Below are 26,824 nucleotides of genomic sequence, written 5' to 3'. Positions count from 1 at the left end.
GCCGAAAGGGCAACCAATGACCGACAAGACTCCGAGCGAGCTCGCGCTCGAACTCAAGACCGCGTTCGACACCAAGCACGACCAGGTTAAGGCGATCGCCGAAAAGGCGTTGGCCGAAGCCGAGCGCGGCACGCCGCTGTCGCAGACCGCCAAGGAACTCGCGGACACCGCGATTATCGGAATGAACGAGGCGAAGGCCCGCCTCGACGATCTGGAGCAGAAGGCAGCCCGCCGCGGTTCCGACGAGGAAGTCATCGCCACCCCAGGCGAGGCCTATACGAACTCCGACGAGTTCAAGGCGCTGAACGGCAACATCACCCAGGGCCGCTCGATCACGGTCGAGATGAAGGCGATCACGTCGCTGTCGACCAACGCCGACGGTTCGGCCGGTGCGCTGTACCGCGCGGAGCGCGTCGCCGGCATGCTCACGACGCCGCCGACCCGCCAGCTGCGTATCCGCGACCTGCTCGCCCCCGGCAGCACGGCGTCCAGCCAGGTCGAGTATCCGCAGGAAAGCGGCTTCACCAACAGCGCCGACATGGTGCCGGAAGGTGGTCTGAAGCCCGAGTCCAGCCTGAAGTACACGACCAAGACGGCCAGCGTCCGCAAGATCGCGCACTGGATGCGTGCTTCGACCGAGATCCTGGCGGACGCACCCGCGCTCCGGTCCATGATCGACGTCCGTCTGCGGTACGGGCTGGCCTTCAAGGAAGACGCGCAGCTGCTGAACGGCAATGGCGTCGGCAACAACCTGCTGGGCATCAACGCCGTGGCGGTTCCCTACGTGCTGCCCACCGGTGCCACCGCGCCGGTGCAGCAGCTCGACAAGCTGCGCATGGCTATCCTGCAGGTGGCACTGGCGGAATATCCCGCGTCGGGCTTCGTGCTGAACCCGATCGACGCCGCAAACATGGAGGTCTTGAAGGATGCCGCGAACGGCTACCTGATCTCCAACCCCACCGAGGCACCCGGTCTGCGCATCTGGGGCCTGCCCGCCGTCGAGACGCAGTCGCAGGCGACTGGCCGGTTCACGACGGGTGCCTGGAACATGGCGGCGCAGATCTTCGACCGCATGCAGGCGGCGGTGACGGTGTCGAGCGAGGACCGCGACAACTTCGTCATGAACCTTGTAACAATTCTGGCTGAAGAGCGTCTGGCGCTGGCGATCTACCGGCCGGAAGCCTTCGTCTACGGCGCGTTCTGATGACCGGCGGGGCGGGCTGATCGCTCGCCCCGCTATCAGGGAGACCATTTCATGAAGAATTATCGGTTCACCCGCCCCCTAGATGGGGTGGCGGTCGGTGACGTGCGCGAGATGTCGATCGACGAGGCAGCGCCGCTGCTCGCATCCACCGCGATCGAGCCCGTCAACGACGAAGCGGATCCCGACGTGGCGGATGCCGAGCCGGCAACCGCGCCGGCGAATGCGTCGGTCGTTCACGAGAGGCCCGCACGCGCAAAAAAGGTACTGAACTGATGGCTCGCAGCCCGCGCTCCCTCCGCCCCACCGGTATGTCCAACCCGGCCGCGCGGGCTGCAACCGCCGCGGCGAGCGGCTTTCTCGCGATCATAGACGCGGCGCTCGGCGCGGTCGTGGAAAGCAGCACCGTCACGCTGCTGAACCTGACCGGCTCGGTGCCGCTCACGATCAACGGCGGATCCTATGCGAAGAACGGCGGCGCCTACTCGACGGCCGGCACCACGGTCGCGAACGGCGACACGTTGAAGGTGCGGCTGACAAGCTCGACCAGTGCTGGCACGATCGCGACCGCAACGGTGACGATCGACAGCGTGCCGCGGACTTTCTCGGTTACCACGGCTGCGGCATTAGTAACACCGACGCCCACTCCGACGCCTACCCCAACGCCCACCCCAACCCCGACGCCTACGCCGACCCCCGGTGTTGGAGTCCCGGTTGCGTCCGGCAACCCAACGATCAGCGGCGGAGTGAACGAGGGCGATACGATGCTGGCGACGGCACCGTCGTACAGCAATATGAGCGCGACTTCGTATGTGCGCTGGCAGTGGACGCGTGACGGCGCCGCGATCCCGCTGGCGACCAAACCCGCCTATACCCGGCGAGGCGAGGACGTGGGCAAGACGCTCGCGGTGCAGACGATCGGCGTGAACGCGTCCGGCGCGTCGGCCCCGTCTGCCACCACCGCGGCGGCCACTGTCGCGGCGGCAGCACTCGGTATCACGCATATCGCCAGCATCATCGGCGCGGCCAACGTGTTCGATCTGGATCCGGCCGTGAACGTCACGGCCGATGGATCGAGCAAGGTCTCGTCCTGGGCGAACAAAGTGGCCGGTGGCACCGGAGCGATGGCGCAGGCGACCGCGGTCGCCCAGCCGACACTGATGCCGACCGGCTGGGGTGGCACGCTGCCGGCCGTCCAGTTCCTATCCGGCTCGTCGCAATATCAGGGCCTGACCTCCAACGCGGCTCCGCTCTGGGAACTGCAGGGGATGTTCGGCGTCATGCGCCGCAACGCGAACCAGACGAACCTTGCGACCACAAAGGTGGCAATCGAGTTCCCGCGTCCCAGCGACAGCGCCCGCACGCAGGTCACGATGGCCAACGCGACGTCGCAGCCGGCGCAGAACACGATCGGCATCTCGGGCCTTGGTGGCGCGTCCGGCGGCATCTCGTTGACGACTTTTACCGCCGGCACCGCCGCGATGATGTCGCTCCGCCAAGAGGCCAGTCGTCATCGCGGCAACTGGAACGGTGCCGACCCGATGACCGAGGGTGGTTCGCCCTCTTCGCCGCCCGGCAGCACCACCACGACCGACACGATCGGCGGGTACAGCAACAATACCGGCGCACGGTTCGACCTCGGTCGCCTTATCCGCGTCAACCTCGACGCCTTCCCCGGCGGCGTGGGCCAGCGGTACGGTTCCCGCCTCATCGAAGGCATGCTCGCCTGGAAGTACGGGATCGCGGGCGACGCCAACACCGACCTCGTCGCCGGTCTGAACGCAGGTCATCGGTTCAAGGCGCGCGCGCCCTCGACCGCCGACTTCCTCGGCAAGGTCATCAGCATCCAGACCTGGGGCAACTCGATCACGAACGGCTTCTCTGGGCAGATCGGGAACGCGCTCGGCTATAACGACGACTTCGGCGGCAACGCGGGGGCGTCGTGTTCGAACGGCGGCGTCGGCGGCGATACGGCAAACCAGATCCTCGACCGTTTCCTGAACGGTCGCGATCTCAGCCCGGCTGGCACGTCCGGCCTGCCGGTCACAGTCCAGCGCCAGAAAGTCACCGTCATCGGCGATCTTTTCACCAACGGCACCGGCCCCGCGACCGGGTCGGCCGCCGCGACGTCGGTCTACGATGCGATTGCACAGATGGTCGCAGCGACCGAACAGGCGCAGGGCGTGACGGCGGGAAACGGCCGGATCGTGGTGCTGGGCCGCTACCGCACGACGGCCAGCGGCTATTCGGGTGACCCGGCGACGGATGCCGTCGAGACCGCCGACGCGCAGCTGAAGGCCGCCTATCCGAACTATTACTGCAAGCTGTCGGAGGCCCTGTGGCAGGCCGGCGCGCCGGACGGCCCGTACCCGGATGCCGCCGCATTCGCGAACCAGGCCTGCCCGACCGTGCTGCGGTCCGACGGCACCCACCCGACCGGGCAGGGCTACCAGCTGCAAGGCCAGTACATCGCGGCATTCATCAAGTCGAAGGGATGGGACCGGGCATGACCGATACCGCGCGCTATTACCGGGCGTCGATCCGTGACCGCGGACCGGGGCATCGTCCTGAGTGGCGGTGGGAGGGCGTTCTAGTAGATTTCCACGACCCCAGCGGCTTCACTGGATCATGGGCACCGGATCGTGAGACGCTGCTTTTGAAGCTTCGACGGGAAGTGGTCGAAGCACGGGCCTGGTTCTTGGAGCGGGGGTATAAAATTCCCGCTCCGGTAAGCTTGGCCGACGTTGATGACGACCATTCTGCCATCCTTTTGTCAGGCGACCAGCCCTAAAGGATTTCCTTCGTATCAACGTAGAAGCACGCGAGAGACTGCAACTGCAACTGGCGAAGCTTCTCGATCAAGCGATTGATCTCGATCTGCTGATCCGGCGTCGGAGTTCTGTTTTCAAGGTCGCGCCAATCCAGATTATTGAGACGAAGATACGTGTCCCAAATCTCGTCGATGGTTGCTTGAGAATTGAACGACACCATAGGCGGCGGGCTTAGCTTCACGCGTTCGAATGGTCTCCGATACTCCGAAAACACGTTACCTCTTGATTCGATGGCCGCGGCGATAAACCGATCAATGGTCTCATGGACTGCGATCAGATTTCGGACACGATCTGCAGTGCGCTCGGCGAGCATATATCGTGCTGCCTCTGCCAGAAATTTTGATCGGTTCGTGGTGTGCCGATCAATCTGGGCGAGAAGACCCATATCCAAGGAAATATTCACCCGCGTCGACCTTCCGACGATGTCCGCGCGGATCAAGAGCCGACCAACCCCATCATCTTGATTGACATCGTCCAGTTCGGACCGGGGAGGCAGGGGCATATTCTCAGCAAGCAGATAGTTCAGGTGTTTGGACAGCTCTGTTGTGGCTCGCTCGACGAGGAGCTGCTGCGATTCTTCGATCACCCCGTCCATCAATCCGGGAATATCGGGAAACTCGAGAGACCAGTGATCTCGTCCGCCCAACAGCAAGGCCGGATAGGAATTTTCAAACATGCAAAATCTCCGCTAACGGTGTGCTCCCAATACACACCTATTCCGAGTGACGCAACCCGATACACACTCAGACCACAAGAAGGATGTTCTACGGCTATGACCTCGAACACGTTCACCAGCGCCACGCATCTGGTCGGCAAGGTCGCCGGTCAGATCACGTCCAGCGGCAAAGTCCCGGGCCTCGGTCCGAAGGGTGCCGTCTGGATCGACAAGGGCCAGCAGCCGAACGGCTCTTGGCTCTACTGGCGGAAGGGTTATGCACCGCCCTCTCCCACAGCTATCCCCACACCTATCCCCAGCCCAACGGCCCGGATCGACTATATCGGCGCGGAGGCCTTCATGCAGTCGGATCGCCTGGCTGTCGGTCTCAACGCCAGTGGCACGCTCGGCACGCGCGCGTCGGCGCCCGCGGGCATCATCACGGACCGGGACAGCGGGTTCCTGCGCGTCGGCATGGTCGCGATCGGCGCCAAGGGCGAAGACATCGCGGGGGATGCGATGCTGAAGGGCACGCCGGTCGAGGCGTTCGTGGTCGCGTATCAGGTTGGCGCCAAGATCGTCCGAGTGGTCAATGCGGAGCGGCTCGGCCCGTCCCAGATGACCGGCGAGATCTTGCCGGAGCCGGACCGCGTGACGTGGGTCGGCGATACTGCCGACCTGCACATCCTGCAGACCATGACGCTGGCGGGCGGCGTCCTGACCATCGACGTCGCGATCGTGAACGCGTCCACCAAGACGCTGACCGACTTGCGCTACATGCGCTTGATCGATCCGGACCATGACGCGAACCCGGACGCTTTCAAGACGACGAACGCGATCGTTGCGCCGGCTGCGGTCAGCGCCACGGCCTCGGGTGTCACGCTGACCTTAAGCAGCGACGACCCGCGCGCACGTGCATCGATCCAGCCGTTCGGTCCGCCGCTGATGCTCGACCCGTACAAGGCGAGCGCATGGGACGTGCCGCAGCCGGTCGCGCCCGGTCGCAAGGCGGACGACCTGCTGCACCTGACGTTCGCGCTCGGCTCGCTGGCCTCGGGTGCCACGGCGCGGCTGACGCTGCGCTACGAGATCGCGGTCGCCTGATGGCCGAGCCGGTCTCGATGGAACTGGCGCGCGCCCAGCTGCGCGTCGATCCGGATGCCGCGCAGGATCTGCTGATCGAGCAGGCGATCGTCGCGGCGCGCGAATGGGTCGAGCGTTACACCGGCCACCTGCTCGTCCGCCGCGAGGTGGCCGAGGTGTTCGGTTCGCTGTCCGGCACGGTCGACCTGCACGCCTGGCCGAACGTAGAGGTGACGCGGGTCGACTATCTCGCCGCCGACGGCAACGTCACGCTGGACAAGTCCAACTATGTCGTGTCGCCCATGCAGCGCCCTGCCCAGCTGGGGCTCGTAGCGCCATCGGGGTGGGGCCAGTTCGGGCGCGCGGCGGCGGGCGCGGCGACGTCGTCGATCGTCACGGTGACGATGCAGGCGGGCTATGCCGAGGACGAAGTGCCGGGTCGGCTCATCCGAGCAATGCGCCTGCTGATCACCGACGATTTCGAGAACCGCGGCGACGGTGATTATTCCGCCAAAGTCATTGCGGCGGCCGAGTCCATCTGTCGGTCGGACCGGCGAGTGGTCGTCTGATGGGGGATCGGCCGAACCTCGCGAGCCGCATGCGGCACCGGATCACAGTCAACCGGTCGGTCGAAGTCTCGGATGGCCGCGGCGGCTATGACGACGAGTGGCAGCCGATTGCCACGCTCTACGCGGAGGTCACCAGTCTAGCCAGTCGCGAGGCCCTGATTGCTCAGGCGATGCAGGGCGTGTCCAGTTACAAGATCGTGGTGCGGTACGGCGCCGACGTGCGGGTGTCCGATCAGATTCTGCACGACGGGAAGACGCTGAACGTCCGGTCGGCCGACGATCCTGACGGCAAGCGCGTCGCATTGCTGATCCTCGCAGACACCGCGAACGCGCAGGCAATGACGTGACGGGGCGGGTCAAGGGCGCGGCCGGCGTCCGCAAGCTGCTGCGCGCCCTGCCCGACGCCGCGCGCGACGGCATGGCCGATGTGCTGGACGATTACGGTTCGAAGGTTCTGGCGGCGATGCGCCAAGACGTGGCCTACAAGACGGGCTTTCTGCGGTCGCGCCTGTCGAAGAACCTGAGCCGCAAGTCCCTCCGGCTGAAAGTCGGGTTCATCGGCAAGCGCGCGAACGGCGCGATTAAGTTGAGGGGCGACCAGTTCGTCGGCAAACAGTTCTACGGCCGGTTCATCGAGTTCGGGCGAAAGGCCCAGACCGTCACGGTCCGGCGACGTAGGGCAGGCGGCAAGGGTCTGCGTAACGGCAAGAAGAAGGCTGAGGACATCGCGGCGACCTACCAGCTGCGCGTCCGTGCACAGGGCGCCCGACCCTTCGTTTTCAAGAAACGAGCGGCGTTGCGCGGCGGACTGACCACTTCGCTGAATACCTACTGGGACGATGTCCTGACCGCCGCGGCATCGGGAGCCAGCTTCGATGATTGACCTGCTCGTTTCCACTCAGGACGCGGCGTTCGCCGCGCTGTCTGCCGCGGTCCCGCCCGAACTGGCGGCGGTCTATCAGCATGTTCCCGAGGGCGCGCAGCCGCCGTTCATCGTCGTCGGCGACATCGAGGCGGAGGCGTTCGGCGGCAAGGATGGCGGGCTGGAGCAGCATGTCCTGGAGATCAACTATGTCTACCGGGGCAAGAAGCGCCGTGACCTGCTGGCGATGATGCACGCGGGTCGCGAGGCGCTTGACGGACAGTCGATCGCCGCGGACGGCGCCAGTTTCGGCGATCCGGTCTGGACCAGCTCGGCGACCGGCGCGGCGGACGACGGCGTCACCTACGGCGGCAGCCAGACTTACGAGATCCTCGTCCAGCCGGGCTGACCCGGCCCGACTTCTATTCCCCCCCTGCCCCGCGTCACCGGGGTTTTTCTGCATGGAGAACGATCATGGCCAAGAAGCTCGGCAACAACCTGCGGCTGTTCGTGAAGGCCGCCGGCGCGGAAACCTTCGCGCAGCCGCAGGGTCAGGGCAACCTGACGATCAATCGCAGTTCGTCGCCGATCGATTTGGGAACGAAGGACACTGGCCAGTATGGCGCGTCTGCCCCCGGCCCCAAGACGCTGTCGCTCGCGCAGTCATTCATCCCCGACCTGCCCGACACAGCATACGCGCGGATGAAGTCGCTGGACGCCAGCGGCGATACGACGATCTACCAGGTCCGCGAGAAGCCGTTCGCCGAGGACAATGTCGTGTTCGAATGCGAGATGTACACGGTGTTCGGCAACACCGACGGCAACCAGAACGCGGCCGTCGGCACGTCCGCCACGCTGAACGCCGCGACCGCCCCCACCGTGGACGAAATCTGATGGGGAGCGCGAATGAGGTGCGCGGCGAGGCCGTGTTGACGCTCGCCGATACCGAGTATCCGCTGCGTCCGAGCTTCGAAGCGATCGTCGCGTTCGAGCGCGCTACCGGCATGACGCGATATCAACTGGCGGACGCCGCCAACAGCAATGCTCTGACCCTGGAGACGATGGGCGTCGTCGCCGCCGAGCTGATCCGGGCGCATGCGAAGGCCAACGAAGATGCCGACATGGCCAGGGTGCGGCCAGAACGGATCGCCCAGTTGATCTACGAAGCCGGATCTTTCGGCATCAGCCTGCAGCTGGCGCTGGTTCTGATGCGTGCGGCGGGCGGCGGGTACACGATCGAGGGGGAAGCCAAGAAGGTGGGGAAGAATATTCCGGCGATCCCCACCGCCGCCTGATGGCAATTGCCATCGTCGATTTGGGTTGGTCTCCGGATACGTTCTGGCGGGCAACGCCCCATGAATTCTATGCGGCATGCGAACTGCTAGTCGCTCGAAGTCAGGATCGAGAGGTTTGACCGCGGACGCTATTTCCGGGGCAATACTGTTGGATCGCGAGAGTTTGCTTTGTCAGTTCATCTAGTTTCGTCTGCAACTCGCTTCGCTGCCGTGTCGGGGATGAACTGACACCCCGAGCATGCGACGGCGGCAACCAAAATAACCCAACGCATAAGCGCCTCGTTCAAAGGTAATCTCATGGCTTCTTCGTCAATCGATGTGAAGCAGCTCCAGCTGCAGATCTCGGCGTCGACCGAATTGCTGCGCCGGAGCATTGGCGATGCAGATCGTGCGATCGCTGGGTTCGAGCGCGAGACGAGCGTCCGGCTAGACCGGGTCGAAAGCAGCTTCGCCGGACTGGGAGGGTCGCTCGGCACGCTGAAATCGGGCTTGCTGGCTTCGGTGAGTGGAATTGGGATCGGCCAACTGGCAACCGAGTTCATTGCCGTCGCCGACGAGTTTAAGTCGCTTCAGGCGCAACTGCGGCTGGCTACGCGCGAATTCGGGTCGTTCGGCGTCGCGCAGGAGGATGTTGCTCGCATCGCACAGGCGACGCGCGCGGGGCTGTCTGAAACGACCGCTCTTTACGGGTCGTTCGTCCGGGCGTCAGAGCAGACGGGCCGTTCGCAGGAAACGGCAGCCCGTGCGACGGAGACGTTTTCGAAGGCGCTCAAGATTGGCGGGGCCGATGCGGGGGAGGCGTCGTCGGCGACGCTGCAGTTCGGGCAGGCGCTGGCGTCCGGCGCGTTGCGTGGCGACGAGTTCAACTCGATCGCGGAGGCCAGCCCCCGCATCTTGAAACTGCTCGCCGACAGCATGGGATTGCCACAGGGCCAGCTCCGCGCCTTGGCCGAGGAAGGCAAGCTGACAGCGGACGTCCTGTTCAGAGCCCTGACGGACACAAAATTCACGGCCGGCATTGATGCGGAGTTTCGCGAAATGCCCGTCACATTTTCAGAGGCAATGACGCAGGTCAACAACTCAGCCGTTCTGACGTTCGGCGCGTTCGACCGAGGCGGCGATTTCTCGACCATGCTCGCGAACTTCGCGATGCAGGGCGCAAACGATTTTGCCGCCCTTGGGGACCGGGCTACGGATTTTGGAGTGGAGGTGCGGTCCGTGTTGGCCGGACTGTACGACGCGTTCGATCCGCTGAAAATTGGTGGCGACGAAGCGATCTCCTTCATCCGCGCCAAGTTTCAGGGGCTGCGCGGAGAGATTTCGTCGGTCCTCGGCGCAGTGGACCAGATCCGCAACTTCGGGCGGGGAATGTCCATCAATCCTTTGGCTGGTGGTCAGCCATCCGGATTGAATATCGGTGGAATACCAATTTACGCGGGGCAGAGCCAAAAGGGCCTTTCCGCGCCGTCCGATAGCCGCGGAGTATTTCTGCGAAGCTACGACCGCACGAAAGCTGTTCGTGAAGGCGAATTGCGTGACGAAGCGTTGGACGAACGGTTCGGGTTCCGTCGGGCCGGCGACATCACCTCTGGCTACGGGCCACGAACGACAGCAGCAGCAGCACCACGTCCGGTCAGTGCCGCTACTTCAACGTCAGCGAAGCGTGCGAGCGGGGCGACCCGTAAACCGGCAGCTGCCCGCGTCAGACCAATAGCAGATCGGGTTCGCGAAGAAGCCGGCGGCATCTTCGCCTCGAACGAAATCCAGATCGGCACCTTCGATATCTTGTCGGACGGCGCGACAGACGTCGACACGCTGAAAGCATCCTTCGATAACCTGCGTACCGGGATCGAGGATGTCGATATCGGCAGCATCCTGACCCCGGAAGAGGCAGACCGGATCGTCAACTACACGCGCGAAATCGATCGGCTGGGCGAGGATGTAGTCGGGTCGCTACTAGGTTTGAACGACCTGTCGTTCGATGACCTGATCGGCGAGTTCCAGCGTCTCGTTCTGCAGATGCTGATTGTCGAGCCGTTGCTGGGCAGCTTGCGAAATGCCCTGGGGGGCGCGGCCGGCGGCGCGTCCGGTGGGTTCGTCGGGTCGCTCCTATCGATCGGCTCCAGCATCTTCGGCGGCGCACGCGCGGCCGGCGGGCCGGTGGATCCGTCGAGCGTTTACATGGTCGGCGAGCGCGGCGCGGAGATGTTCGTCCCCAACACGCGCGGTACGATCATCCCGAACCACAAGATCGGCGGCGGCGGTAGCGGCGGCGGGGTCACCATCATGCAGACGGTCGACATGCGCGGCTCGGTGCTGACCGAGAAACTGTACGCGGACATGCAGGCGATGGCCCAGCAGAGCGGCGTCGCGGCAGCACAGATCGGCGCACAGCTTGGGTCCGCCGATGCGCAGCGGTCGGCCCGGCGATCCTACTTGCCGGGGAGTCCGGGATGACTGTCATCGCTATGCCCGCCAGCCCGGTCCCGCGGACCGTGGCGTGGAACCTGCGCCAGCCGACGCAGGTCAACCGGTCCGAGTTCACCGGTCGCCGCAAGGTGACCATTCTGGGTACCGCCCCGCGCTGGACTGCCAAGGTCACGCTGCCACCCATCATCGGGGAGCCGAAGATCCACGCTTGGCGGGCGTTCGCCGTCGACTGCAACGGGCAGGCGAACAGTTTTCGGGTCATCGCCTGCGAGCGCGATCAGATCGTCGGTGTCACCGTCCGCGTTGCTGGCGCTGGCCAGGGTGGTTTCGCGGTCGTGACCAACGGCTGGGGCGGCGCTGGCGTGAAGTTGCGACGTGGCCAGTTCGTGACGATCGCGGACCAGCTGCTGATGCTGATGCAGGACGTCGTTGCCGATGATGCCGGTACAGCAACGCTCCGGTTCAAACCGTTCCTGCGCCGCGCAGCCGCGAACGGCGCGGAGATCGAGGTTCGCCGGCCTTACGCGCTCATGTCGATGACGGGTGACGAGGCTGGCTGGGTGGCTGACGTCGGCCAGCAATATGCTGTTTCGTTCGATTGCGAGGAATCCTACTGATGGCCCGGCCCGACATGGACACCGCCGCCGCGCTCGATCGCGACGTCATCCATCCGGTGATGTTCGCCTATCTCGACATCCTGGGCGACCCCGTGCGCGCGACCACCGCGCCGTACAGCGTCGACATCAGCGGCACCGGAGATCCCGATCTCGACGGTCACGTGTTCGACGCGGTTGACCCGACTTTCGTCGCCGTGTCGCCGGTGAAGTCGAAGGAAGGCGGCACCGATACCGTCACCGTCCAGATGTCGGGCCTGATCGGGATCGACACGGACCTGATGAACCTGATCGGCAACAAGGCCAACTGGCAGGGCCGCCCTGCCCGGCTCTGGCTTGCGCTCTACGACGAGCATTTGACGCGGATCGGTGCGATCTGGCCGTTCCACACAGGCTATATGTCGGTGCCGAAGATCATCGGCAGCGCGGACAGCCAGACCATCAGCCTCGATATCGAAAGCTATCTCGCGTTCCTGACGCAGGCGTCGAACCGGTCCTATCTGAGCCAGGCCGAATATGATCCCGGCGACCTGTCGGCCGAGGCGTCGATCGCGATGGCGAACGGCGGCACCGGTGCCGGGCTGACCGGATCGTCGGGTGGCAGCAGCGGCATTATCCGCGGCGTACAGCGAGCGATGGCATGATCCGGCTGCCTGACTGGGAAGCGCGGCTCGGCGCCTACATGGAGCCGCTGCGCGCTCTGGCGTTCGCCTGGGGCGAGCACGATTGCTGCACATTCGCGGCGGGTGCCGTTGCGGCCATGACCGGGGTCGAGACAATGGACGAGTTCCGCGGCCGCTACACCACGCGGCGCGGCGCGGTCACGGCGCTTCGTCGGTACGGCGCCGGCACGCTGGCCGACACGATGGCGGCGAAGTTCGCCGCGATCCCACCGGCGCAGGCGCAGCGCGGTGACCTCGTCATGATCGCGGGCAACCTGGCGGTGAACATGGGCCGGTTCGCGGTGACGCCCGGTGTCGCCGCGCCGGGCACGGCTGATGAACGTGCTGGGCTGATCCGGCTGCCGCGTGGCGACAACTGGACGCACGCATGGGCGGTGCCATTCGCAGGGGAGCAGCGTCATGGGTAAAGGTGCCCTGATCAAGATAGGGATCGGCGCGGCGATCATCGGCGCGGCCTTCCTGACTGGCGGCGCTTCGATCCTGCCGTCAATCGCAGCGACATCGGGAACGGTTGCAGGCGTCACCGTTGCGACAGCGGCGATCGGGACGGCGCTGACCACGACCGCGATCGGCGCCATGGCGTTGGCGGCTGGTGCGTCGATCGCGCTGAGCGGTGTCAGCCAGGCGTTCGCGAAGGCACCGTCGGTCTCGCTGTCCCAGATCGATCGGCTGAACGCATCGATGGTGCCGTCCGCACCGCGCAAGATGGTGTTCGGGCAGACCGCGATGGCGACCGATATCCGCTACGTCGAGCCGTCCGGCGAGAACCAGGAATATATCGACTACATCATCGCTGTTGCCAGCCACGCGGTGCAGAGCATTGATGAGATCTGGCTCGAAGACACGATCGCCTGGCGGGCCGAGGGGGACGTTCAGGGCAAGTATCGCAACTACCTGTCGGTGAACCCTGTGCTCGAAGGCTCGGCGGGCAATGCCATCGCGATTAACGGCGGCGGCAAATGGGGATCGTCGCGACGTCTGACCGGATGCGCGTACCTGCACCTTCGCATCAAGCGGACCGGCAACGGGAAGAAGGCGGAAAGCCCGTTCTCGGGCGGACTGCCGGGTCGCATGACGATCACCGGCCGAGGTGCCAAGCTGTACGATCCGCGCCGCGACAGCACCATCCCGGGCGGGTCTGGCCCCATGCGTGCCGCTGACCAATCGACATGGCGCTATGTGACGGACGACGGCGCGACGATCGGCGAGAACCTGACGCTGCAGGCGCTGTGGTATCTGCTCGGGTGGCGGATCAACGGCAAGCTGGCGGTGGGGCGCGGCCTGCCCGCGGACAGACTGAATCTGGTCGAATGGATCGAGGCCGCCAACCTCGCCGATGAGCAGGTCCAGCTGGCGAGCGGTGGCATGCAGACCCGATACACCGGCGCGGGCGTCACGTCGGAAGGCGATGATCCCGGCTCCGTGCTGCAGACCTTTGCGGTCGGGTGCAATGCGCGGTTCCGCGACGGTGGCGGCAAGCTGTCGCTCAGCGTCATGCATAACGATCTCGCGGCCGCGGCGACCGACGACGGTCTGACCGACGACGACGTCCTGTCCCCCTTCACATGGAACCCGGATCCGGCGCTGGAGCAGACGTACAACATCGTCCGCGGACGCTACACCGATCCGTCGCCGGCCTCGCTGTATCAGCTTGTCGACTATCCGGAGGTCAGTCTGCCGAGCCCGGATGGCATCGACCGGGTCATGACGCTCGATCTCGCCATGATCGAGGACGCGGCGCGCGCCCAGCGGATCGCCAAGCAGGTGCTACAGCGCAAGCAATATGACCGGACGTTCACGGCGACGTTCGGCGCGCGCGCCTGGGCCTATCAGGTAGGCGACGTCCTGCCCTTCACCTTCTCTCCGCTCGGGTTCGATCGCGCGCTGTTCCGGATCCAGGAGCAGCAGCCGACCATGGACGGCACCTGCCCGATGGTCCTGACTGTCGAGCATCAGCAGATCTATGTCTGGGACCGCGACGACAGCGCCGCGGTCGTTGCAGCAGAGCCGGTGCGATACGACCCATTGAACAACGCGATCATCCTTGCCGTTGCGGAAGCGGACGGGGCCTATCTCGGGACCGATCAGATCCCCGGTAATCTGTACGGGCCGGACGGCGTCACACCGGTCCACCCCGACGACGTCCTGAACGACGCTATCAGCCTGACCCCGGACGGCCGCCTGCTGCAGCGTCTCGGCAACGCGATCGTCCCGCTCGGTACGCTCGACCTCGAGGCAGCCGGCGGCGTGACCGACGCGGCGCTGGCGGTCGTCCGCGAGGCAGCCAAGGCCGGCGATCGTCAGGTGGCAGCCGGGACCGCGGCGCTGGCGGAAGCGTCGCAGTCCGCATCGCGCCAGATCGACCGGGCGCTGATGTCGCTGACTGATGCGCTGACGCTGCTATCGCTGGACGCGCAGCGCACGCGCGATGTTCTCCGCGACGCCGGCATCGTCATCGACCCGGTGACCGGCACGGCGCGGATCTACGCGATCGACCGCCAGGCGGAGACACTGTCGCAGGTGGCGATCACGCTGGCGGCGCAGCAGGCCGCGATCACGCTGTCCGCGACCCGGACCTATGTGAACGAACAGATCGTGCTGGCGCAGCTCGACCCGTCCCAGACGGTCGGCCTCGAACAGATCATCGCCCGGATCACGGCCAGCGAGATCGATATCGATGCGCTGAACGGTCAGGTCGCGTTGAAGGCGGACGCGGTTACTCTGACGACGCTGTCGCAGACGGTGACGACAGTCAGCCAAGTGCTGGACGCGCTGGCAGGAACCGTATCGACCAAGGCGGACAGCACCGTGCTGAACGCGCTGGGCGCACGCGTCGCGTCGGCCGAACAGGTGCTGACCGCGCTCGGAGACGTGTCCTCGGTCGTGACGCAGCTCAGCCAGGCGCGCTACAGTGTCCGTGCCGCGGCGGACAACGCCTATGCCCAGTTAGGCGCGGTCGTCGCGGGCGAGGCCGACCGGCGCTACACGCTGGAGATGCTCGCGACCGCACGGTCCGAGCTCTATTCGCGGCTCGTCGACGGCGATGCGGCGGAGGCGGGCCAGCGGCTGCAGCTGGCCGCGAAGTTCGCGGCGACCACGCAGACGCTCATGGCGCTCTACTCGGCCGAGACGCTGGCCCGGGCGACCGGCGACGACGCGGTGGTCCGCCAGATCGAAACGCTGGCAGCCTCGATCGCGGGTCAGGTCGACCGCATCGATGCCCAGTCGGTCACGGACCGGCAGGCGCGCGTCGATGGCGACAGCGCCAGTGCGACCGCCCTGGAGGCGGTACGGGCGGGGTTGGCGGACGCGGATGCCGCGATCAGCGCCGACGTCGCGGAAAAGGACAGCGCATCCGTGACGCGCGACGCGGCCAATGCGGATCGGATCGAGACGGTCCGGGCAGCGCTTGACGCGACCGACGGTGCGCTGGCTGCATCGATCACCGATGTTCACGAGGCCGCCGTCGAACGTGACGCAGCGAGCGCGCGCCGGATCGAAGAGGTCAAGGCAGGGCTCGACGCGACGGACGGCCAGATTGCTGCATCCGTCGTTGCGGTGAACGAAGCGTCGGTCGATCGCGACGAGGCCAACGCGTCCAGGACCGATCAGGTGCGTGCCGACCTGACCGGGGAAGTCGGCGCGGTCGATGCGCGCGTGACGCAGGAGGCGAGCGCCAGCGTCGAGCGGGACAACGCGAATGCTGGCCTCGTCGCGCAGGTGGCGGCGCGGCTGGACGGCGCGGGCGGCGGCGGGGTGACCGTGGAGCAGGCGCTGCTTGCGAACGCATCCGCAATCAACGGCGTGCTGGGCGAATATACGGTCAAGATTCAGGGGACCGACAGCGCCGGCAACCCGATCATCGCCGGGTTTGGGCTCATTGCGGGGGAAGGCGTGAGCGAGTTCGCGATCCTGGCTGGGATCATCCGGGTCGGCACCGGCAAACTGATCTTCGACAGCGGCACGCACATGAAGGTGCTTGGCGTCGGGTTCGGCGGCGCAGGCGATCTGCTCGAATGGTCTGGTCCGACAATGCCGATCGCCAGCTGCACCCGAGCCAATGCGATTTCGTATCTGACGATCCGCGGCGATGCGTATTTCGGAGGGTCGTTGACGGCGGGCGAGCTCGGCAACGCGACCACTGGATCCAGCACGGCCGCCGATGCGCAGGCTGTCCTCGGCCCGTTCCGGTCGAACGGTGGTCGCAAGGATATCGTGTTGAGCTACGCTTTCGCAGCGCAGATCAGCATCGCCCGCGGGCCGCCGGGCAGCTTTCAGCCGGAGAACCCGACCGCGACGCTCGTTCTTGAGAAATTGGTGGGTGGGTCCTTCTCCACCGTGGCCACGCTGCGGGTCACCGGAACCTACGGCTACGACCCGCCCAACCCGCAGGAAGCGGGATTCTACGCTCAGCAGATGGGCGGAAGCCTCACCTACACGGACAACGCAACCGAGACGGACGGCTATCAGTACCGCGCCCGCCTCACGCTCCGCAACGCGATGAGCTTCGGCGACCCGATCACCCAATCGATCACCATCGTCTCGTCGGAAGAATAGGAAACACACATGGCAATCTGGTACGCGACTGGCACCGTCTCGGTGGCCAGTGGGTCGCCGGCCGTTAACGGCGCAGACACCGCATTTGTCGGCAACGTCTTCGCCGGCGACGCTTTTATCGGGCCGGACGGCCGGACCTATGAGATCGCGGGGGTTTCGGCCGACACGCTACTGACCCTGTCCCGGCCTTACGGCGGCGTCGGCGCGGCAGGCCAGCCCTACCAGATCCAGCCGACGATCGGCCCCACGGTCGATGCGAGCCGCCAGGTCATCGCGCTGATCCAGCGATACAGCCTGATCGCCGAGAATGCGGAGCTTGGTCGGTTCCGCGACGGCGGCGTCACGGTCCCGGCCATCACATTCGGGGCGGACCAAGACACCGGCTTTTACCGGACGACGGCGAACGGCATCGGGGTCACACTCGGCGGGCGGCTGGCGGCGCAGTTCTACAGCGCTTTCGCGATCTACACGGACCCGGCGACCGCCTACACGGTCGACCTGATCGGCCGGGGCGACAACACGTCGCAGGTCCGGTTCATCAACAACGGCAACAGCGCGGTCCTCAGCACGCTCGGCTACGAGCCGACTTATGGCCTGCAGCTTATCTGCGCGCTGGGTGGCCTGCGCCTGGCTGCGCCGGCTGGCGCCTCGGTGCTGGTGCGGGTCGGATCGAGCGACATCACCCAGACCACCGGCAGCGCGTTCGTGCCCGTCGCGGATAACGCGGTCGCGCTGGGCGGTCCGGGCAGCCGCTGGTCGCAGGTCTATGTCGCGTCGGGAGCGATCAGCACGTCGGACGAACGTGACAAGGACTGGCGCGGCGCGCTGACCGACGACGAACTGGCGGCCGCGCGGGAGATCGCCAGAGAGATCGGCGTCTATCGCTGGCATGCGTCGATCGCGGCGAAGGGCGACGACGCGCGCCTGCATGTCGGTGTTCGGGCGCAGCAGGTCGCCGCCATCCTGGCGCGACACGGTCTCGATCCCGATTGCTACGGGCTGCTCTGCTATGACGCGTGGGAAGCGGTGGCGGGCACCGCCGACGTCGCCGCAGTGCCGTCCGTGGCGGAAGCACGCGATGCGAGTGGAGCGGTGACGGCACAGGCACAGCCCGGCTCCCCTGCCATCGCCGGAACAGCGCCGCGCGCGCCCGGCGAGCGATACGGCGTGCGGTACGACGAGCTCGCGATGTTCATCGCCGCCGCGCAGGAACAGCGCCTTTCCGCGCTCGAAGCGGCCGCCTGACCCTTTCCATCTTAGGAGACGACCGATGTTCGAAACGTGCCTCGTGCGCGGCGGGAGCCGTGCGCCATGACCCCGAGCACCAACGCTGCGGCAGCGATGGTCGCCAGTTCGCCCCTCCCCCTCAGCTTCGCGGGCGACGAGACGCTGTTCGCGGCCAGCCTGGGTGGCATGACCGCGCTCATGTGCCTCGGTATCATGCTGGCTGGCGTGAACGTCCTGACGATCGCGCGGACCTGGCGGATCGACCGGTGGAACCATCCCGTCTCGATCTGGCGCTACGCCTTTGCGCTGGCCGGTCTGGCGACCGCGCTACGCTGCGGGTCGGAGGCGATGCTGCTGTGGAGCTGGTCGCCGCAGGACGCGGTGACGTCGGCCCGGGTCATCATGGCGAAGCGCTGGGTGGATCTCGCCGCGATCAGCTGCGGCGTCGGGTGGATGACGCTCTTCGTGCTGTCGCGTCGCCAGATCGAGATCCACCTGCAGCGACGGCCGCTGCCCCTCGAAGTCTGGGAGATGATCCCGGCGCTGCGGCGGCCCGCGCTGGTGGTCATATGGAGTTTCATCATGGCAATCGGCGTCGTCTGGGCACGCGGGTGAGCAAGGTTGCGGCGACGGCCGCTGCCACCGTCCCGCCCGTCATCTGGACCTTTCTCGGCTACCAGTTCGAGGGGGCCAGCATGATCGCCGGGCTGGGTTCGTGCCTGATGGTTCGAATCTGGGTCTCGCTGAACGACAAGTCGGTACGCGCCTGGACAGTCGATATCGCGGTGATGGGCCTGACGCTCTTATGCACCGCCAGCTGGATCATCGAACAGCGGCCGACCCCCTTTTACGCGCTGCTGTCCGGCACCGGGTTCGGCGCGCTGGGCGCGGGCATCATCACCGTCGCGCTGAAGTATCTGCGCAAGTTCGGGCTGACCGACAACGACGGCAGCGGCGTCGGCCCGACCCCGCCTGACATGGGCGCGAAGCTGCATGAGATCGACAAGCCGAAATAACAGATCGTCCCCACCAGCCCCTGCGGGCAAGGCGGTCTGGCAGGGACTGCGCGGAAGACCGACTCAACCGCGGTTTCCCAAACTACATCCGCCTAAGTGCCGGTCAATAAGCACAAAGTACCATTGGTCGCATGCTTTGACATGTTGGTGGTTCGCCCCGTCGGTCCGGAGTGCCGTCGCCGACGGGGCAGGCGGCAAGTCGGTTACCGCACGGCAAGAAGAGACTCGTTAACCAAAGGTCTGTTCCCGGCGGTTCCTCACAATAAGGCGAGCCGGTCGATTGTGACGCTCCGCCGGACCGAGGGCTCCGGCGGAGCGTGCGGCAAGTCGGTTGCCGCGCCACGACGATTAGCCGGTCTTTTCCTAACGCACGTTGAACGTAACTCGCATTGGAGACGATTATGACGAAGGCTCTCGAGCCGGCGTGGCTTCGCCATGCGCGGTCCCTGTTGGGCACGCGTGAAGCGGCCGGCGCTGCAAACAACCCGACGATTATGGCCTGGGGGCTGCTGCTGGGCGCGAAAGTTCTCGGCATCGTCTTCAACGCAGACAGCGTGCCGTGGTGCGGGCTGTTCGTGGCCAGATGCATGCACGCTGCAGGCCTGCCGTCCGCGCCGATCGCGTTGCGTGCTAAGGCATGGGCAGCGTGGGGCGTCAATTTGGCGGCGGACCGCCTGTCGCCCGGTGCAGTACTCGTCTTCGAGCGCCCCGGCGGCGGTCACGTCGGCTTCTACGTCGGCGAGGACGCGACCGCTTACCACGTCCTCGGTGGCAACCAGGGCGACCGGGTCAGCGTCATGCGGCTGGAGAAGTCGCGCTGCATCGCCCGGCGCTGGCCAAGAGGTGAGGTCGTTCTCGGCAAACCGGTGAAGATGCTGATGACCGCTGGCGTACCGGTGTCGCGGCATGAGGCATGACAGCCGCGCTGCTGACCCTCCGCAAGATCTGGCCTTACCTCGCGATCGTCGCCGGGTTGGCCGTTGCCTACTTCTGGATCGACCACCGCGGCTACGCGCGCGGCAAAGCCGACGTCGAGGCCCGGCACGCGGAGGCCGTCGCTCGCATCCTCGCCGATGCCGAACGCATCCGGATCGCCACTGACAAACTCGCCGAACAGGTAGCCGCCTCCCGGACCGAACAGGTCACCACAGAAAGGACCATCTACCGTGACGCGATCAAGATCATCGACCGCCCCGTGTATCTGCGTCAGTGCATGGATGCTGATGGCGTGCAGTTGCTCGACCGTGCCCGCGACAGCGCCAACCGTGGCCTTACCGGCGAGCCTGCTGACGCCGCCGCCGACGCTTCCCTTGATGCCGCGCAACGTTGACGGGATGCTGAGCGGGCAGCAGTGCCTGATCGGCGCGCTCGATCTGTACGGCGTGGCCGGCGGGATCCGGTTGCAACTGCTTGGACTGATCGCCGCGGAACAGGCGCGCCAAGCGACAAAGTAGGCGACGAAACATTGCGGGCCTGTAGGTTGGTGATCACTCGTCCGGCAACCCGAGCTGGCGCAGGATGCCTCGCCAGCCGCCATAAACGCTCGCGCTGATCGAGATCGGGTTGTTGCTGCCGGCGTCCCTATAGAGGCGATCGCACCATGAAGGGTCAGGACAATGGCACGAGAGACGCGCCAGCGCGACGCGCAGGGCTTCCGTCTGGATCGGCTCTTTCCCGGCTCGATTTACCGACCACCGGACAAGCTCGATCGCCTCGGCGAACCGCTGTCGCGTCTCGTCGCGAAGCCTGTCGGCGAACGCCACGACCGATAGGCGCACATCCTTAGATCCGCAGGTGCATCGGAAGTGATGCGGCAACAGGTACCAGTCGAGGTTGCGACGGCGGCGCATAAGATCGACGATCAGGGTTTCTCGGTCGAACTCGTGCGAGTGCCGGCACGTTCGACAGGTGACGATAAGGTTCGCTTCGATCTTGCGGAGATCGCGAAGGGACTTGGGTGGACCGACCATGCGGAATGAGGCGCAGAGAAAGCATGTGTAGGAAAACGGTTCGTGGGAAAATTATACCGTCTCCCCAAATGATGGTTGTCCCAGCAGGCCGGTCTTGATCCATGTTTAGGTCCACCACCTTGACGCGGCAGGCGACTTACTAGCGAATGCTGCTCGCAGCCTCAGGGGAGGATGCGAAGGGGGCTTCAATGAAAAAGAAAACACTCGCGTGCGCCGCATTGGTTGCGCTCGGATCAATCACTGCGACTGCGCAGGTTCCGACCTATACCCCGCTGCCCGGAGCGGCGGCCCGAGCAACATTGCCGATGGACACGATGATCCAGGTCACGCCGGTCGAGGAAATCACCTCGATCAAGATGAAAGAAGGCGACTCCTACATGCTGCAGGTCGCGGCCGACGTAGCGCAGAACGGGGTCGTCGTGATCCCGCGCGGCGCACCTGTGAAAGGAACGATCACCTGGCGCACGGGCAAGGGCATCGGCGGGAAGTCGGCAAAGTTCGACATGACGTTCAACAGCGTGACCGTGCAGGGTCGCCAGTTCGCGCTGAAGGGTAAGCATCGGCAGGAAGGCAAGGGCAACACGGTCGCCGCGCTGCTTGGGTCGATGTTCGTCTCGGGTCGGTCTGCGATCATCACGTCCGGCCAGGTGTTGAACGCGTTCACCGCTGAGGCTATCCCGGTCGCTTAACCAGCGGGATCAGTCGATGCGCTGCGCGATCTACACCCGGAAGTCAGCCGACGAGGCGATCGACACTCAGCACAGTTCGATCGAAACGCAGCGTAATCTTTGCGAGAAGTACGTCGCCAGCCAGGCTGGTGAAGGGTGGGTCATCGTACCCACCCGCTATGACGACCTGGGCGCATCGGGCGGGTCGCTGAAGCGGTCCGCCCTCACGAGGCTACTCGCCGACATCGATGCCGGCCTGGTCGATGTCGTCGTGGTCTACAAGATTGACCGGCTGTCCCGCTCGCTCCGGGACTTTCTGAACCTAATGGAAGTTTTGAACGACCGGGGCGTCACCTTCGTATCGATCACCCAATCGTTCAGCACGACGACAAGCGTAGGGCGGCTGACGCTGAACGTGCTGCTGTCGTTCGCCCAGTTCGAGCGTGAACTGATGGGCGAACGTCGCAAGGACTGGATCGCAGGCGCCCGCATGCGAGGTCTTTGGACAAGCGGGCCGGCGCCGTTCGGCTACGCGCTCGATAATCTGCGGCTGGTAGTTCACCCCGAGCGCGCCGAGCTGGTTCGCCTTGTGTTTCGCGCGTTCCCTCGCACGCGATCCGCCGGCACGATCGCAGATCAGCTGAATGATGCTGGCCACCGTAACCGGTTCGGCCGGACGTTCGACGGTCGCACTGTCAAGCGCATGCTGACCAACCGTGTCTACCGAGGCGACCTTAAATATCGAGGCGAGCTAATCGCGGGCACGCATGAGGCGATTATCACCGAGGCGTCGTGGCGGCGCGCGCAGACCATCCTCGCGGCGACCGGTGGAGCCGGCCTGCATTCATGGCAACGCGACCGAAAGCCTCAACATCTGACCGCCGTTTAGAGCAAGTCAGTGAAGAGGTTCGCGGCGACGATCGCGACGACCAGCCCGACGATCACAACACGGATAAGGCGCATTCGCACCTCGGGCCGTTTGCGCAGCGGAGGCCATGGCTCCAAGCTCACGATTTCCTCGTTGGAAAGACGGGCCCACGAACGGTCATTCTGTCTGACGAATAGGGTCGCTGCAACGCGACGACGTCGTCGTAGCTACCAGTGAGCCACCGATCCCAGTCAGCTTCCTCCAGCACTGTGATCATAGCCTTCGGATGGATCGGCGCGACCAACTCGTTGGGATCGCAGGTCACCATCGTGAACCCGTTCCCCTTCGCCGTTGGCTGCCAGAAACCAGCAACCGCGAACACGGGCTGATCCGTGACGCTGAACCACATCTCTCCTTTGAGTGGCGGCTTGCCATCACCGAGGTTGTGCTTGTCGGGGGTGAACTCAGCGAACTCGGTCAGAGGCACGAGACAGCGGTGCTGTACCGGCCCGGCGAGCTTCCGCCACTGCGGCAGGCCCATCTGTCGGACATTGGTCATCGGGAATTTGGCTTGCCCGCCCAGGACGTCCCATGACATCACATCGATGCCGCGCCCGCGATCGTCCTGACGCACGATCCAGGCGCGCGAGCGTGGTGTCAGTTCCTGCGGATGGAAACGGTTGTCCATAGGGCGATCGGCAAGCCAACGGCCCCCGAACCGCTCGGTGATCGTCTCCGGCTCTCCGGCCATGCGGGCGCGGTTACACATCGTCAGTCGCCTCCTCTTCGAGCGCCCACACGCCGCGCACGATCACAGCGCGCACCCCACAGCAGCGGCCAACCGCCCGTCCCGGCTCCCCGTCGATCGCGGGCAGGATCTGCCACACATGGCCGACACCATCACAGTCTACAGGCGGTGGCGGTTCGTTCTGCTTCATATATCCGTGAGTGGGTGACGCAGTCCCGGCTGCTCCCAGTCCGTCGTGATGTCGACCGCAAGGGCTGTGCAATGCTCGAGCTTATTATCGTCCCACCATGTGAGGCCTTCTCTTACAGCGTCTTCCAGCGCTTCCTCGCGCGTCTCCCGCCATGGGCCGCGGGGCCTGCCGTAGAAGGTAACGCGGTGGCGGGTCACAGGTCCAGGTTGCGCCGCTCGATCTCGCCAAGCGCCAAGACCTGTTCCTCGGTCGGATCGCCGTCGACCGCGTCCCATAGAGCAATGACATCCACGTCGGACATACCGGCGAGCCGGTTTTCGTATGCTGTCATCTCATCGTCGGTCATAGCGGTCCTCCAATGGCGGTCGCGTCGTATGTACGCGGTCCAAGAGATTTGAACACACTCAACCACCGATAGGCGAGCGGGGGTGCTGTGCGCTAACACAGCAACCGACGGAATATTACCCTGTCGAACCGTCCTACGATCAGTGCTTAGTGCGCTGCCCGGCGTGCCCGCAGTCGGACAGTTGATCGACGCGATCGGCGATCTGCTTCCAGGTCTCGACACCTGCGATGTCGCCAGCCAGCGCCAGCGATCCGATCCGTTCGGCGATATGGACCTGTGCTTGCGTGCCGTGCTGTTTCAACACCTGCTGCGCGCAGGCCCAGAGTTCCCAGTCGGTCAGCGGCACTGATCGAGGCTGGCCCTAGACTGTGTCATGGTCGGCTTCCTCATCAAGATCTTCAGCGATCCGGCTTTCGAGATAGTCAGGCGTCGGTTCCGAACCTGGCCAGTCTGCCTCAGCGTCGTCGACAGCCTCGAACAAATTCCCCTTGGCCATCGTCTCGCGCAGCCGGGCGCGGACGTCTTCCGGGCTACCGGCGCGGGGGAACTGCGGATCGGACCGAGCAGCTCTCGCAAGATCGCCTACCGAGTCTTCGCGATCCTTCTGTGTCAACAGCCAAGCGCCGAACGTCTCACCCTTGCCGTTCGTGTCGGCCATACTGCCCTCCTGCTCGTCATCCTGGTGACATGCTATCATCGAAGCAGCTAGGTTACAGTCCCGGTTAAGGACGAATGTTTTGGGGGCATTTCTGGGGGCATCGTCAAAAGCCAACGCCGGATAAACGGCGTCTTTCTCTCGCTTCTACCGCTTAATATGATAGGTGCCGGGCCCACCATACCATTGTCCGGGCAGGGCGCTTTAACCGCCCCGGCGAACATAGACTTATGCATCGTCGCCGCTGCTCGACAACCACGCACTTTCCGCGTCGTCCACCGCCTCGAACATGTCACCTTCCGCCATCATTTCGCGCAGGCGCCCACGGACGGCTTCCGGGTCGCCGCTCCGCGGAAACTTCGGGTCCGTCCGGGCCGCCTTGGCCAGGTCGCCGACCCATCCCTCCCGGTCTTTCTGCTGCAACAACCAGGCTCCGAACGTCTCGCCATTATCGTTCGTCATCGTCGTGCCTTCCGATTGCGTAGGTCTTGGCCTTTACAGTGCGACGGTCCCAAACGAAACCACGCGCGCGCCGCCGCTGCCGCGCGCACCAGGTTCAGGCGCTACCGACCTCGCTGCCGACCGCCGCAAAGGGCAGGCGCACCAGGAAACGCGTGTCCTCGATGCTCAGGCTGCCGCCCGCCGCGGTCGCCAGATTGCGGATCAACCGCAACGAGAAGCCAAGCCCCAGTAAAGGGGCATCCGGCCAGTCGCCGTCCGGCGCATAGCCCGGATCGAGCAACGTCCGCTCGTCCCGCCCCGCCAGCCGCCGTGGCCGCGACAGCGTGAACAGCAGCCCGCGCGCCCCATCCGCATCCAGCGTCGCGGCGATGCGCTCGCCCGCGTCGGCCAGCCCGACCGCAGCGGCGATCAGCCGCGACACCATCCGGTCGTACACCGTCCCGTCGCCTAGCCGGCCGTCCAGCCCCGGCGCAATGGCCAGGTCGATCGGGTTTTGGCCGTCCGGTCCGGCATGGCGCGCGACGATATCGACGAGCTGGCTGGCCGGATCGATCTGCCCGGACCCCACCGTCATCCGCTCCGCATCCAGCCGTGCGGCAATGTCCAGATCGTCGATCGCCACCACCAGCCGGCGGCCATCGTCCGAAATGGCGTCCGCGCGCCGGCGATATTCCGGGCCGACCGGCCCTAGCATCTGCGCGGCAATCATGTCCGCGAACCCGACGATCGCGTTCAGCGGCGTCCGTAGTTCATGCACCAGCTGCCGCAGCGAATCGGGCGCGAGTGCGACGCCCAGCAATGCCGTCTCCCGCGCCACCGGCAGCGCGATCTCGTCGGCGCGCGGCCGGCGGGCGGTGCCGCGATATCCCAGGAACCGCCCGTCGACCGGCGCGAACAGCGGCACTGCGGAAATCCGCCAGTCGCCCGCCGCCGGCCCGGCGCCGCCGACCACCAGCCGCGCGTCGCGGAACGGGCTGCGCTGCCGAAACGCACCGGTGACCTGACCGTCGACGCCGTAGCCGCCGAGCAGCGATGCGGCACGCGCCAGCGTTTCGCCGATGATCGCCTCGCGCGGGGCACCGTCGACCCAGAATATCATGCCGTCGGCCCCGGCCTCGAACCGGAAATCCTGCGCGGGCGGCGCGGCGGGCGGCGTCGTGCCCACCGGCCGGTCGCGGCGATAGGCGTCGATCCGCTTGACGAGGTCGCTGATCGACACGCCGATCGACACGCCAGGCCGGGGCGTCGCGCCATCCGCCCCACGGTCCGGGTTGCCGTCCCCACCCGGCACGGCCGCCTGGGGATCGGGAACCGGCTCCTGTGCCGACAGCGCAATCGCCACCGGTGCGGCCAGCACAAGGTCGATCGCGCCGAACGCGGACAAGGCCCGGCGCGTCTCGGCATCCAGGTCGCGCCGGTTGCGCAACATGCCACGCGTCGTCGGCGACAGCGCAGGCAGCACCGCCGCCCAGCTCCCGGCCGCCAGCCGCGCGGTCGCCAGGATCGGCGCAGCGATCGCGGGCGTATCCTCGGCGAACAACAGGACCAGCCCGGTCGGCAACCGCCGCCCCGCCAGCGATCGTGCGCAACGCGCGCGCAGGTCCGCCGGCACCATCGATCGGCCGGCGCGCAGATAATCATATCCCCGGTCGGTATCGTCGCCACCGCGCCCCTGCGCAATCAGATCGACCACCTGCCGCCATGCCGTCGACCGCGCATCGTCGGTCGCCGGCATCTGGTCCAGCACGGTGCCGATCATGTCGTCGTAACGCACCGCCGGCGATCCCCCGAAAAACGGCGCCATCCATCGGTCCGCATCTTCCGATCCTGCGGTAGCCGCAACATAACCCGCTGGGAACAGCCGATTTCGCGCTGTCACATTCCGAGACGATTT

34 protein-coding genes are annotated in these 26,824 nt (G+C 65.7%); 25 read left to right on the top strand and 9 right to left on the bottom strand.

Annotated elements, in window-relative coordinates; genetic code table 11:
• Positions 1–16: 16 nt before the first annotated feature.
• The 4 genes from BKY59_RS11825 to BKY59_RS17425 are packed head-to-tail and all read left to right on the top strand — an operon-like array spanning position 17 to position 3,992.
• Positions 17–1,204, top strand: coding sequence for a phage major capsid protein (locus BKY59_RS11825; protein ID WP_076071739.1), 1,188 nt, complete (start codon positions 17–19; stop codon positions 1,202–1,204).
• A 51-nt stretch (positions 1,205–1,255) separates the two neighbouring features.
• The gene (locus BKY59_RS11820) at positions 1,256–1,477 is read left to right on the top strand and encodes a hypothetical protein (RefSeq protein ID WP_076071737.1); all 222 of its coding nucleotides are present in this window, start codon (positions 1,256–1,258) and stop codon (positions 1,475–1,477) included.
• The gene (locus tag BKY59_RS11810) at positions 1,477–3,711 is read left to right on the top strand and encodes an SGNH/GDSL hydrolase family protein (protein WP_129586366.1); all 2,235 of its coding nucleotides are present in this window, start codon (positions 1,477–1,479) and stop codon (positions 3,709–3,711) included. Before BKY59_RS11820 ends, BKY59_RS11810 begins: the two co-directional genes overlap by 1 nt.
• Positions 3,708–3,992: a hypothetical protein gene (locus BKY59_RS17425; RefSeq protein WP_129586365.1), complete on the top strand. Its 285-nt coding sequence runs from the start codon at positions 3,708–3,710 to the stop codon at positions 3,990–3,992. The genes BKY59_RS11810 and BKY59_RS17425 overlap by 4 nt, the downstream gene beginning before the upstream one ends.
• Here the strand turns inward: BKY59_RS17425 and BKY59_RS11805 are convergent.
• Positions 3,989–4,708, bottom strand: a complete 720-nt coding sequence (locus BKY59_RS11805; RefSeq protein ID WP_076071731.1) for a type II toxin-antitoxin system HicB family antitoxin — start codon at positions 4,706–4,708, stop codon at positions 3,989–3,991. The two genes, BKY59_RS17425 and BKY59_RS11805, sit on opposite strands and share 4 nt — an antisense overlap.
• A 96-nt stretch (positions 4,709–4,804) precedes the next feature.
• On the opposite strand from BKY59_RS11805, the gene BKY59_RS17775 reads away from it, so the two are divergent.
• The 19 genes from BKY59_RS17775 (at position 4,805) to BKY59_RS17770 (ending at position 20,477) form a co-directional block, all read left to right on the top strand.
• Entirely contained in the window at positions 4,805–5,791 is a 987-nt protein-coding gene (locus BKY59_RS17775) for a hypothetical protein (RefSeq protein ID WP_076071730.1), read from the top strand.
• Positions 5,791–6,339 carry a head-tail connector protein gene (locus BKY59_RS11795; RefSeq protein WP_076071728.1) on the top strand — a complete coding sequence of 183 codons (549 nt, stop codon included), beginning with the start codon at positions 5,791–5,793 and terminating at the stop codon, positions 6,337–6,339. The genes BKY59_RS17775 and BKY59_RS11795 overlap by 1 nt, the downstream gene beginning before the upstream one ends.
• Before the next feature lie 29 nt (positions 6,340–6,368).
• Positions 6,369–6,686 carry a phage head closure protein gene (locus tag BKY59_RS11790; protein WP_165374847.1) on the top strand — a complete coding sequence of 106 codons (318 nt, stop codon included), beginning with the start codon at positions 6,369–6,371 and terminating at the stop codon, positions 6,684–6,686.
• Entirely contained in the window at positions 6,683–7,222 is a 540-nt protein-coding gene (locus tag BKY59_RS11785; protein WP_076071724.1) for an HK97 gp10 family phage protein, read from the top strand. The genes BKY59_RS11790 and BKY59_RS11785 overlap by 4 nt, the downstream gene beginning before the upstream one ends.
• On the top strand, positions 7,215–7,610 hold the full coding sequence (gene gp17, locus BKY59_RS11780; RefSeq protein WP_076071722.1) for a tail completion protein gp17: 396 nt from the start codon (positions 7,215–7,217) through the stop codon (positions 7,608–7,610). The genes BKY59_RS11785 and gp17 overlap by 8 nt, the downstream gene beginning before the upstream one ends.
• Positions 7,611–7,675: 65 nt before the next feature.
• Positions 7,676–8,095, top strand: a complete 420-nt coding sequence (locus BKY59_RS11775; RefSeq protein WP_076071721.1) for a phage tail protein — start codon at positions 7,676–7,678, stop codon at positions 8,093–8,095.
• A gap of 17 nt (positions 8,096–8,112) precedes the next feature.
• Entirely contained in the window at positions 8,113–8,496 is a 384-nt protein-coding gene (locus BKY59_RS11770) for a hypothetical protein (RefSeq protein ID WP_129586364.1), read from the top strand.
• Complete coding sequence (locus BKY59_RS18370; protein ID WP_083672088.1) at positions 8,496–8,615, top strand: phage tail assembly chaperone; 120 nt, start codon at positions 8,496–8,498, stop codon at positions 8,613–8,615. Before BKY59_RS11770 ends, BKY59_RS18370 begins: the two co-directional genes overlap by 1 nt.
• A 178-nt stretch (positions 8,616–8,793) precedes the next feature.
• A complete protein-coding gene (locus BKY59_RS11760) occupies positions 8,794–10,953 on the top strand; it encodes a tape measure protein (RefSeq protein WP_076071717.1) in 2,160 nt (719 codons plus the stop codon).
• The gene (locus tag BKY59_RS11755) at positions 10,950–11,543 is read left to right on the top strand and encodes a hypothetical protein (protein WP_129586363.1); all 594 of its coding nucleotides are present in this window, start codon (positions 10,950–10,952) and stop codon (positions 11,541–11,543) included. The genes BKY59_RS11760 and BKY59_RS11755 overlap by 4 nt, the downstream gene beginning before the upstream one ends.
• Complete coding sequence (locus BKY59_RS11750) at positions 11,543–12,184, top strand: hypothetical protein (protein WP_076071714.1); 642 nt, start codon at positions 11,543–11,545, stop codon at positions 12,182–12,184. The genes BKY59_RS11755 and BKY59_RS11750 overlap by 1 nt, the downstream gene beginning before the upstream one ends.
• Positions 12,181–12,630 (top strand): DUF6950 family protein, encoded by a 450-nt coding sequence (locus BKY59_RS11745; RefSeq protein ID WP_076071712.1) that lies wholly within the window; start codon positions 12,181–12,183, stop codon positions 12,628–12,630. The genes BKY59_RS11750 and BKY59_RS11745 overlap by 4 nt, the downstream gene beginning before the upstream one ends.
• A complete protein-coding gene (locus BKY59_RS11740) occupies positions 12,623–16,780 on the top strand; it encodes a hypothetical protein (protein ID WP_076071711.1) in 4,158 nt (1,385 codons plus the stop codon). Before BKY59_RS11745 ends, BKY59_RS11740 begins: the two co-directional genes overlap by 8 nt.
• Before the next feature lie 9 nt (positions 16,781–16,789).
• Entirely contained in the window at positions 16,790–18,025 is a 1,236-nt protein-coding gene (locus tag BKY59_RS11735; protein ID WP_076071709.1) for a tail fiber domain-containing protein, read from the top strand.
• Positions 18,026–18,091: 66 nt separating this feature from the next.
• The gene (locus tag BKY59_RS11730) at positions 18,092–18,622 is read left to right on the top strand and encodes a hypothetical protein (RefSeq protein ID WP_076071708.1); all 531 of its coding nucleotides are present in this window, start codon (positions 18,092–18,094) and stop codon (positions 18,620–18,622) included.
• Positions 18,619–19,023, top strand: coding sequence for a hypothetical protein (locus tag BKY59_RS11725; RefSeq protein WP_076071706.1), 405 nt, complete (start codon positions 18,619–18,621; stop codon positions 19,021–19,023). The genes BKY59_RS11730 and BKY59_RS11725 overlap by 4 nt, the downstream gene beginning before the upstream one ends.
• A 401-nt stretch (positions 19,024–19,424) precedes the next feature.
• Positions 19,425–19,940 (top strand): TIGR02594 family protein, encoded by a 516-nt coding sequence (locus tag BKY59_RS11720; protein WP_076071704.1) that lies wholly within the window; start codon positions 19,425–19,427, stop codon positions 19,938–19,940.
• A complete protein-coding gene (locus tag BKY59_RS11715) occupies positions 19,937–20,353 on the top strand; it encodes a hypothetical protein (protein WP_076071702.1) in 417 nt (138 codons plus the stop codon). Before BKY59_RS11720 ends, BKY59_RS11715 begins: the two co-directional genes overlap by 4 nt.
• Positions 20,337–20,477, top strand: a complete 141-nt coding sequence (locus BKY59_RS17770; protein ID WP_165374846.1) for a hypothetical protein — start codon at positions 20,337–20,339, stop codon at positions 20,475–20,477. The genes BKY59_RS11715 and BKY59_RS17770 overlap by 17 nt, the downstream gene beginning before the upstream one ends.
• Positions 20,478–20,510: 33 nt before the next feature.
• Here BKY59_RS17770 and BKY59_RS17420 read toward each other — a convergent pair whose 3' ends face one another.
• Positions 20,511–20,993 (bottom strand): hypothetical protein, encoded by a 483-nt coding sequence (locus BKY59_RS17420; protein ID WP_129586362.1) that lies wholly within the window; start codon positions 20,991–20,993, stop codon positions 20,511–20,513.
• A 146-nt stretch (positions 20,994–21,139) separates the two neighbouring features.
• Here BKY59_RS17420 and BKY59_RS11705 point away from each other — a divergent pair, with 146 nt between their 5' ends.
• Complete coding sequence (locus tag BKY59_RS11705; protein ID WP_129586361.1) at positions 21,140–21,682, top strand: hypothetical protein; 543 nt, start codon at positions 21,140–21,142, stop codon at positions 21,680–21,682.
• Positions 21,683–21,698: 16 nt separating this feature from the next.
• A complete protein-coding gene (locus BKY59_RS11700) occupies positions 21,699–22,550 on the top strand; it encodes a recombinase family protein (protein WP_076071696.1) in 852 nt (283 codons plus the stop codon).
• Positions 22,551–22,668: 118 nt separating this feature from the next.
• On the opposite strand, the gene BKY59_RS11695 is transcribed toward BKY59_RS11700, so the two are convergent.
• From BKY59_RS11695 to BKY59_RS11675, 7 genes are all read right to left on the bottom strand, one after another.
• Positions 22,669–23,298 (bottom strand): SOS response-associated peptidase family protein, encoded by a 630-nt coding sequence (locus tag BKY59_RS11695; RefSeq protein WP_076071694.1) that lies wholly within the window; start codon positions 23,296–23,298, stop codon positions 22,669–22,671.
• Positions 23,291–23,467, bottom strand: coding sequence for a hypothetical protein (locus BKY59_RS17765; protein WP_165374845.1), 177 nt, complete (start codon positions 23,465–23,467; stop codon positions 23,291–23,293). Before BKY59_RS17765 ends, BKY59_RS11695 begins: the two co-directional genes overlap by 8 nt.
• Positions 23,468–23,660: 193 nt before the next feature.
• Positions 23,661–23,813 (bottom strand): hypothetical protein, encoded by a 153-nt coding sequence (locus tag BKY59_RS17760; RefSeq protein ID WP_165374844.1) that lies wholly within the window; start codon positions 23,811–23,813, stop codon positions 23,661–23,663.
• A 139-nt stretch (positions 23,814–23,952) separates the two neighbouring features.
• A complete protein-coding gene (locus BKY59_RS11690; protein WP_076071692.1) occupies positions 23,953–24,159 on the bottom strand; it encodes a DUF6961 family protein in 207 nt (68 codons plus the stop codon).
• Positions 24,160–24,174: 15 nt separating this feature from the next.
• Positions 24,175–24,471 (bottom strand): YozE family protein, encoded by a 297-nt coding sequence (locus tag BKY59_RS17120; RefSeq protein WP_129586360.1) that lies wholly within the window; start codon positions 24,469–24,471, stop codon positions 24,175–24,177.
• Between the two features lie 225 nt (positions 24,472–24,696).
• Entirely contained in the window at positions 24,697–24,930 is a 234-nt protein-coding gene (locus BKY59_RS11680; protein ID WP_076071688.1) for a hypothetical protein, read from the bottom strand.
• A 94-nt stretch (positions 24,931–25,024) separates the two neighbouring features.
• Positions 25,025–26,734, bottom strand: coding sequence for a sensor histidine kinase (locus BKY59_RS11675; protein ID WP_240500078.1), 1,710 nt, complete (start codon positions 26,732–26,734; stop codon positions 25,025–25,027).
• Positions 26,735–26,824: the final 90 nt, after the last annotated feature.

The sequence above is a fragment of the Sphingomonas montana genome, assembly GCF_001956315.1.
GTDB classification, from domain to species: Bacteria; Pseudomonadota; Alphaproteobacteria; order Sphingomonadales; family Sphingomonadaceae; genus Sphingomonas_R; species Sphingomonas_R montana.
Note: the sequence above shows the minus strand (reverse complement) of the source record. Positions and strands in the feature narration are given on the sequence as shown.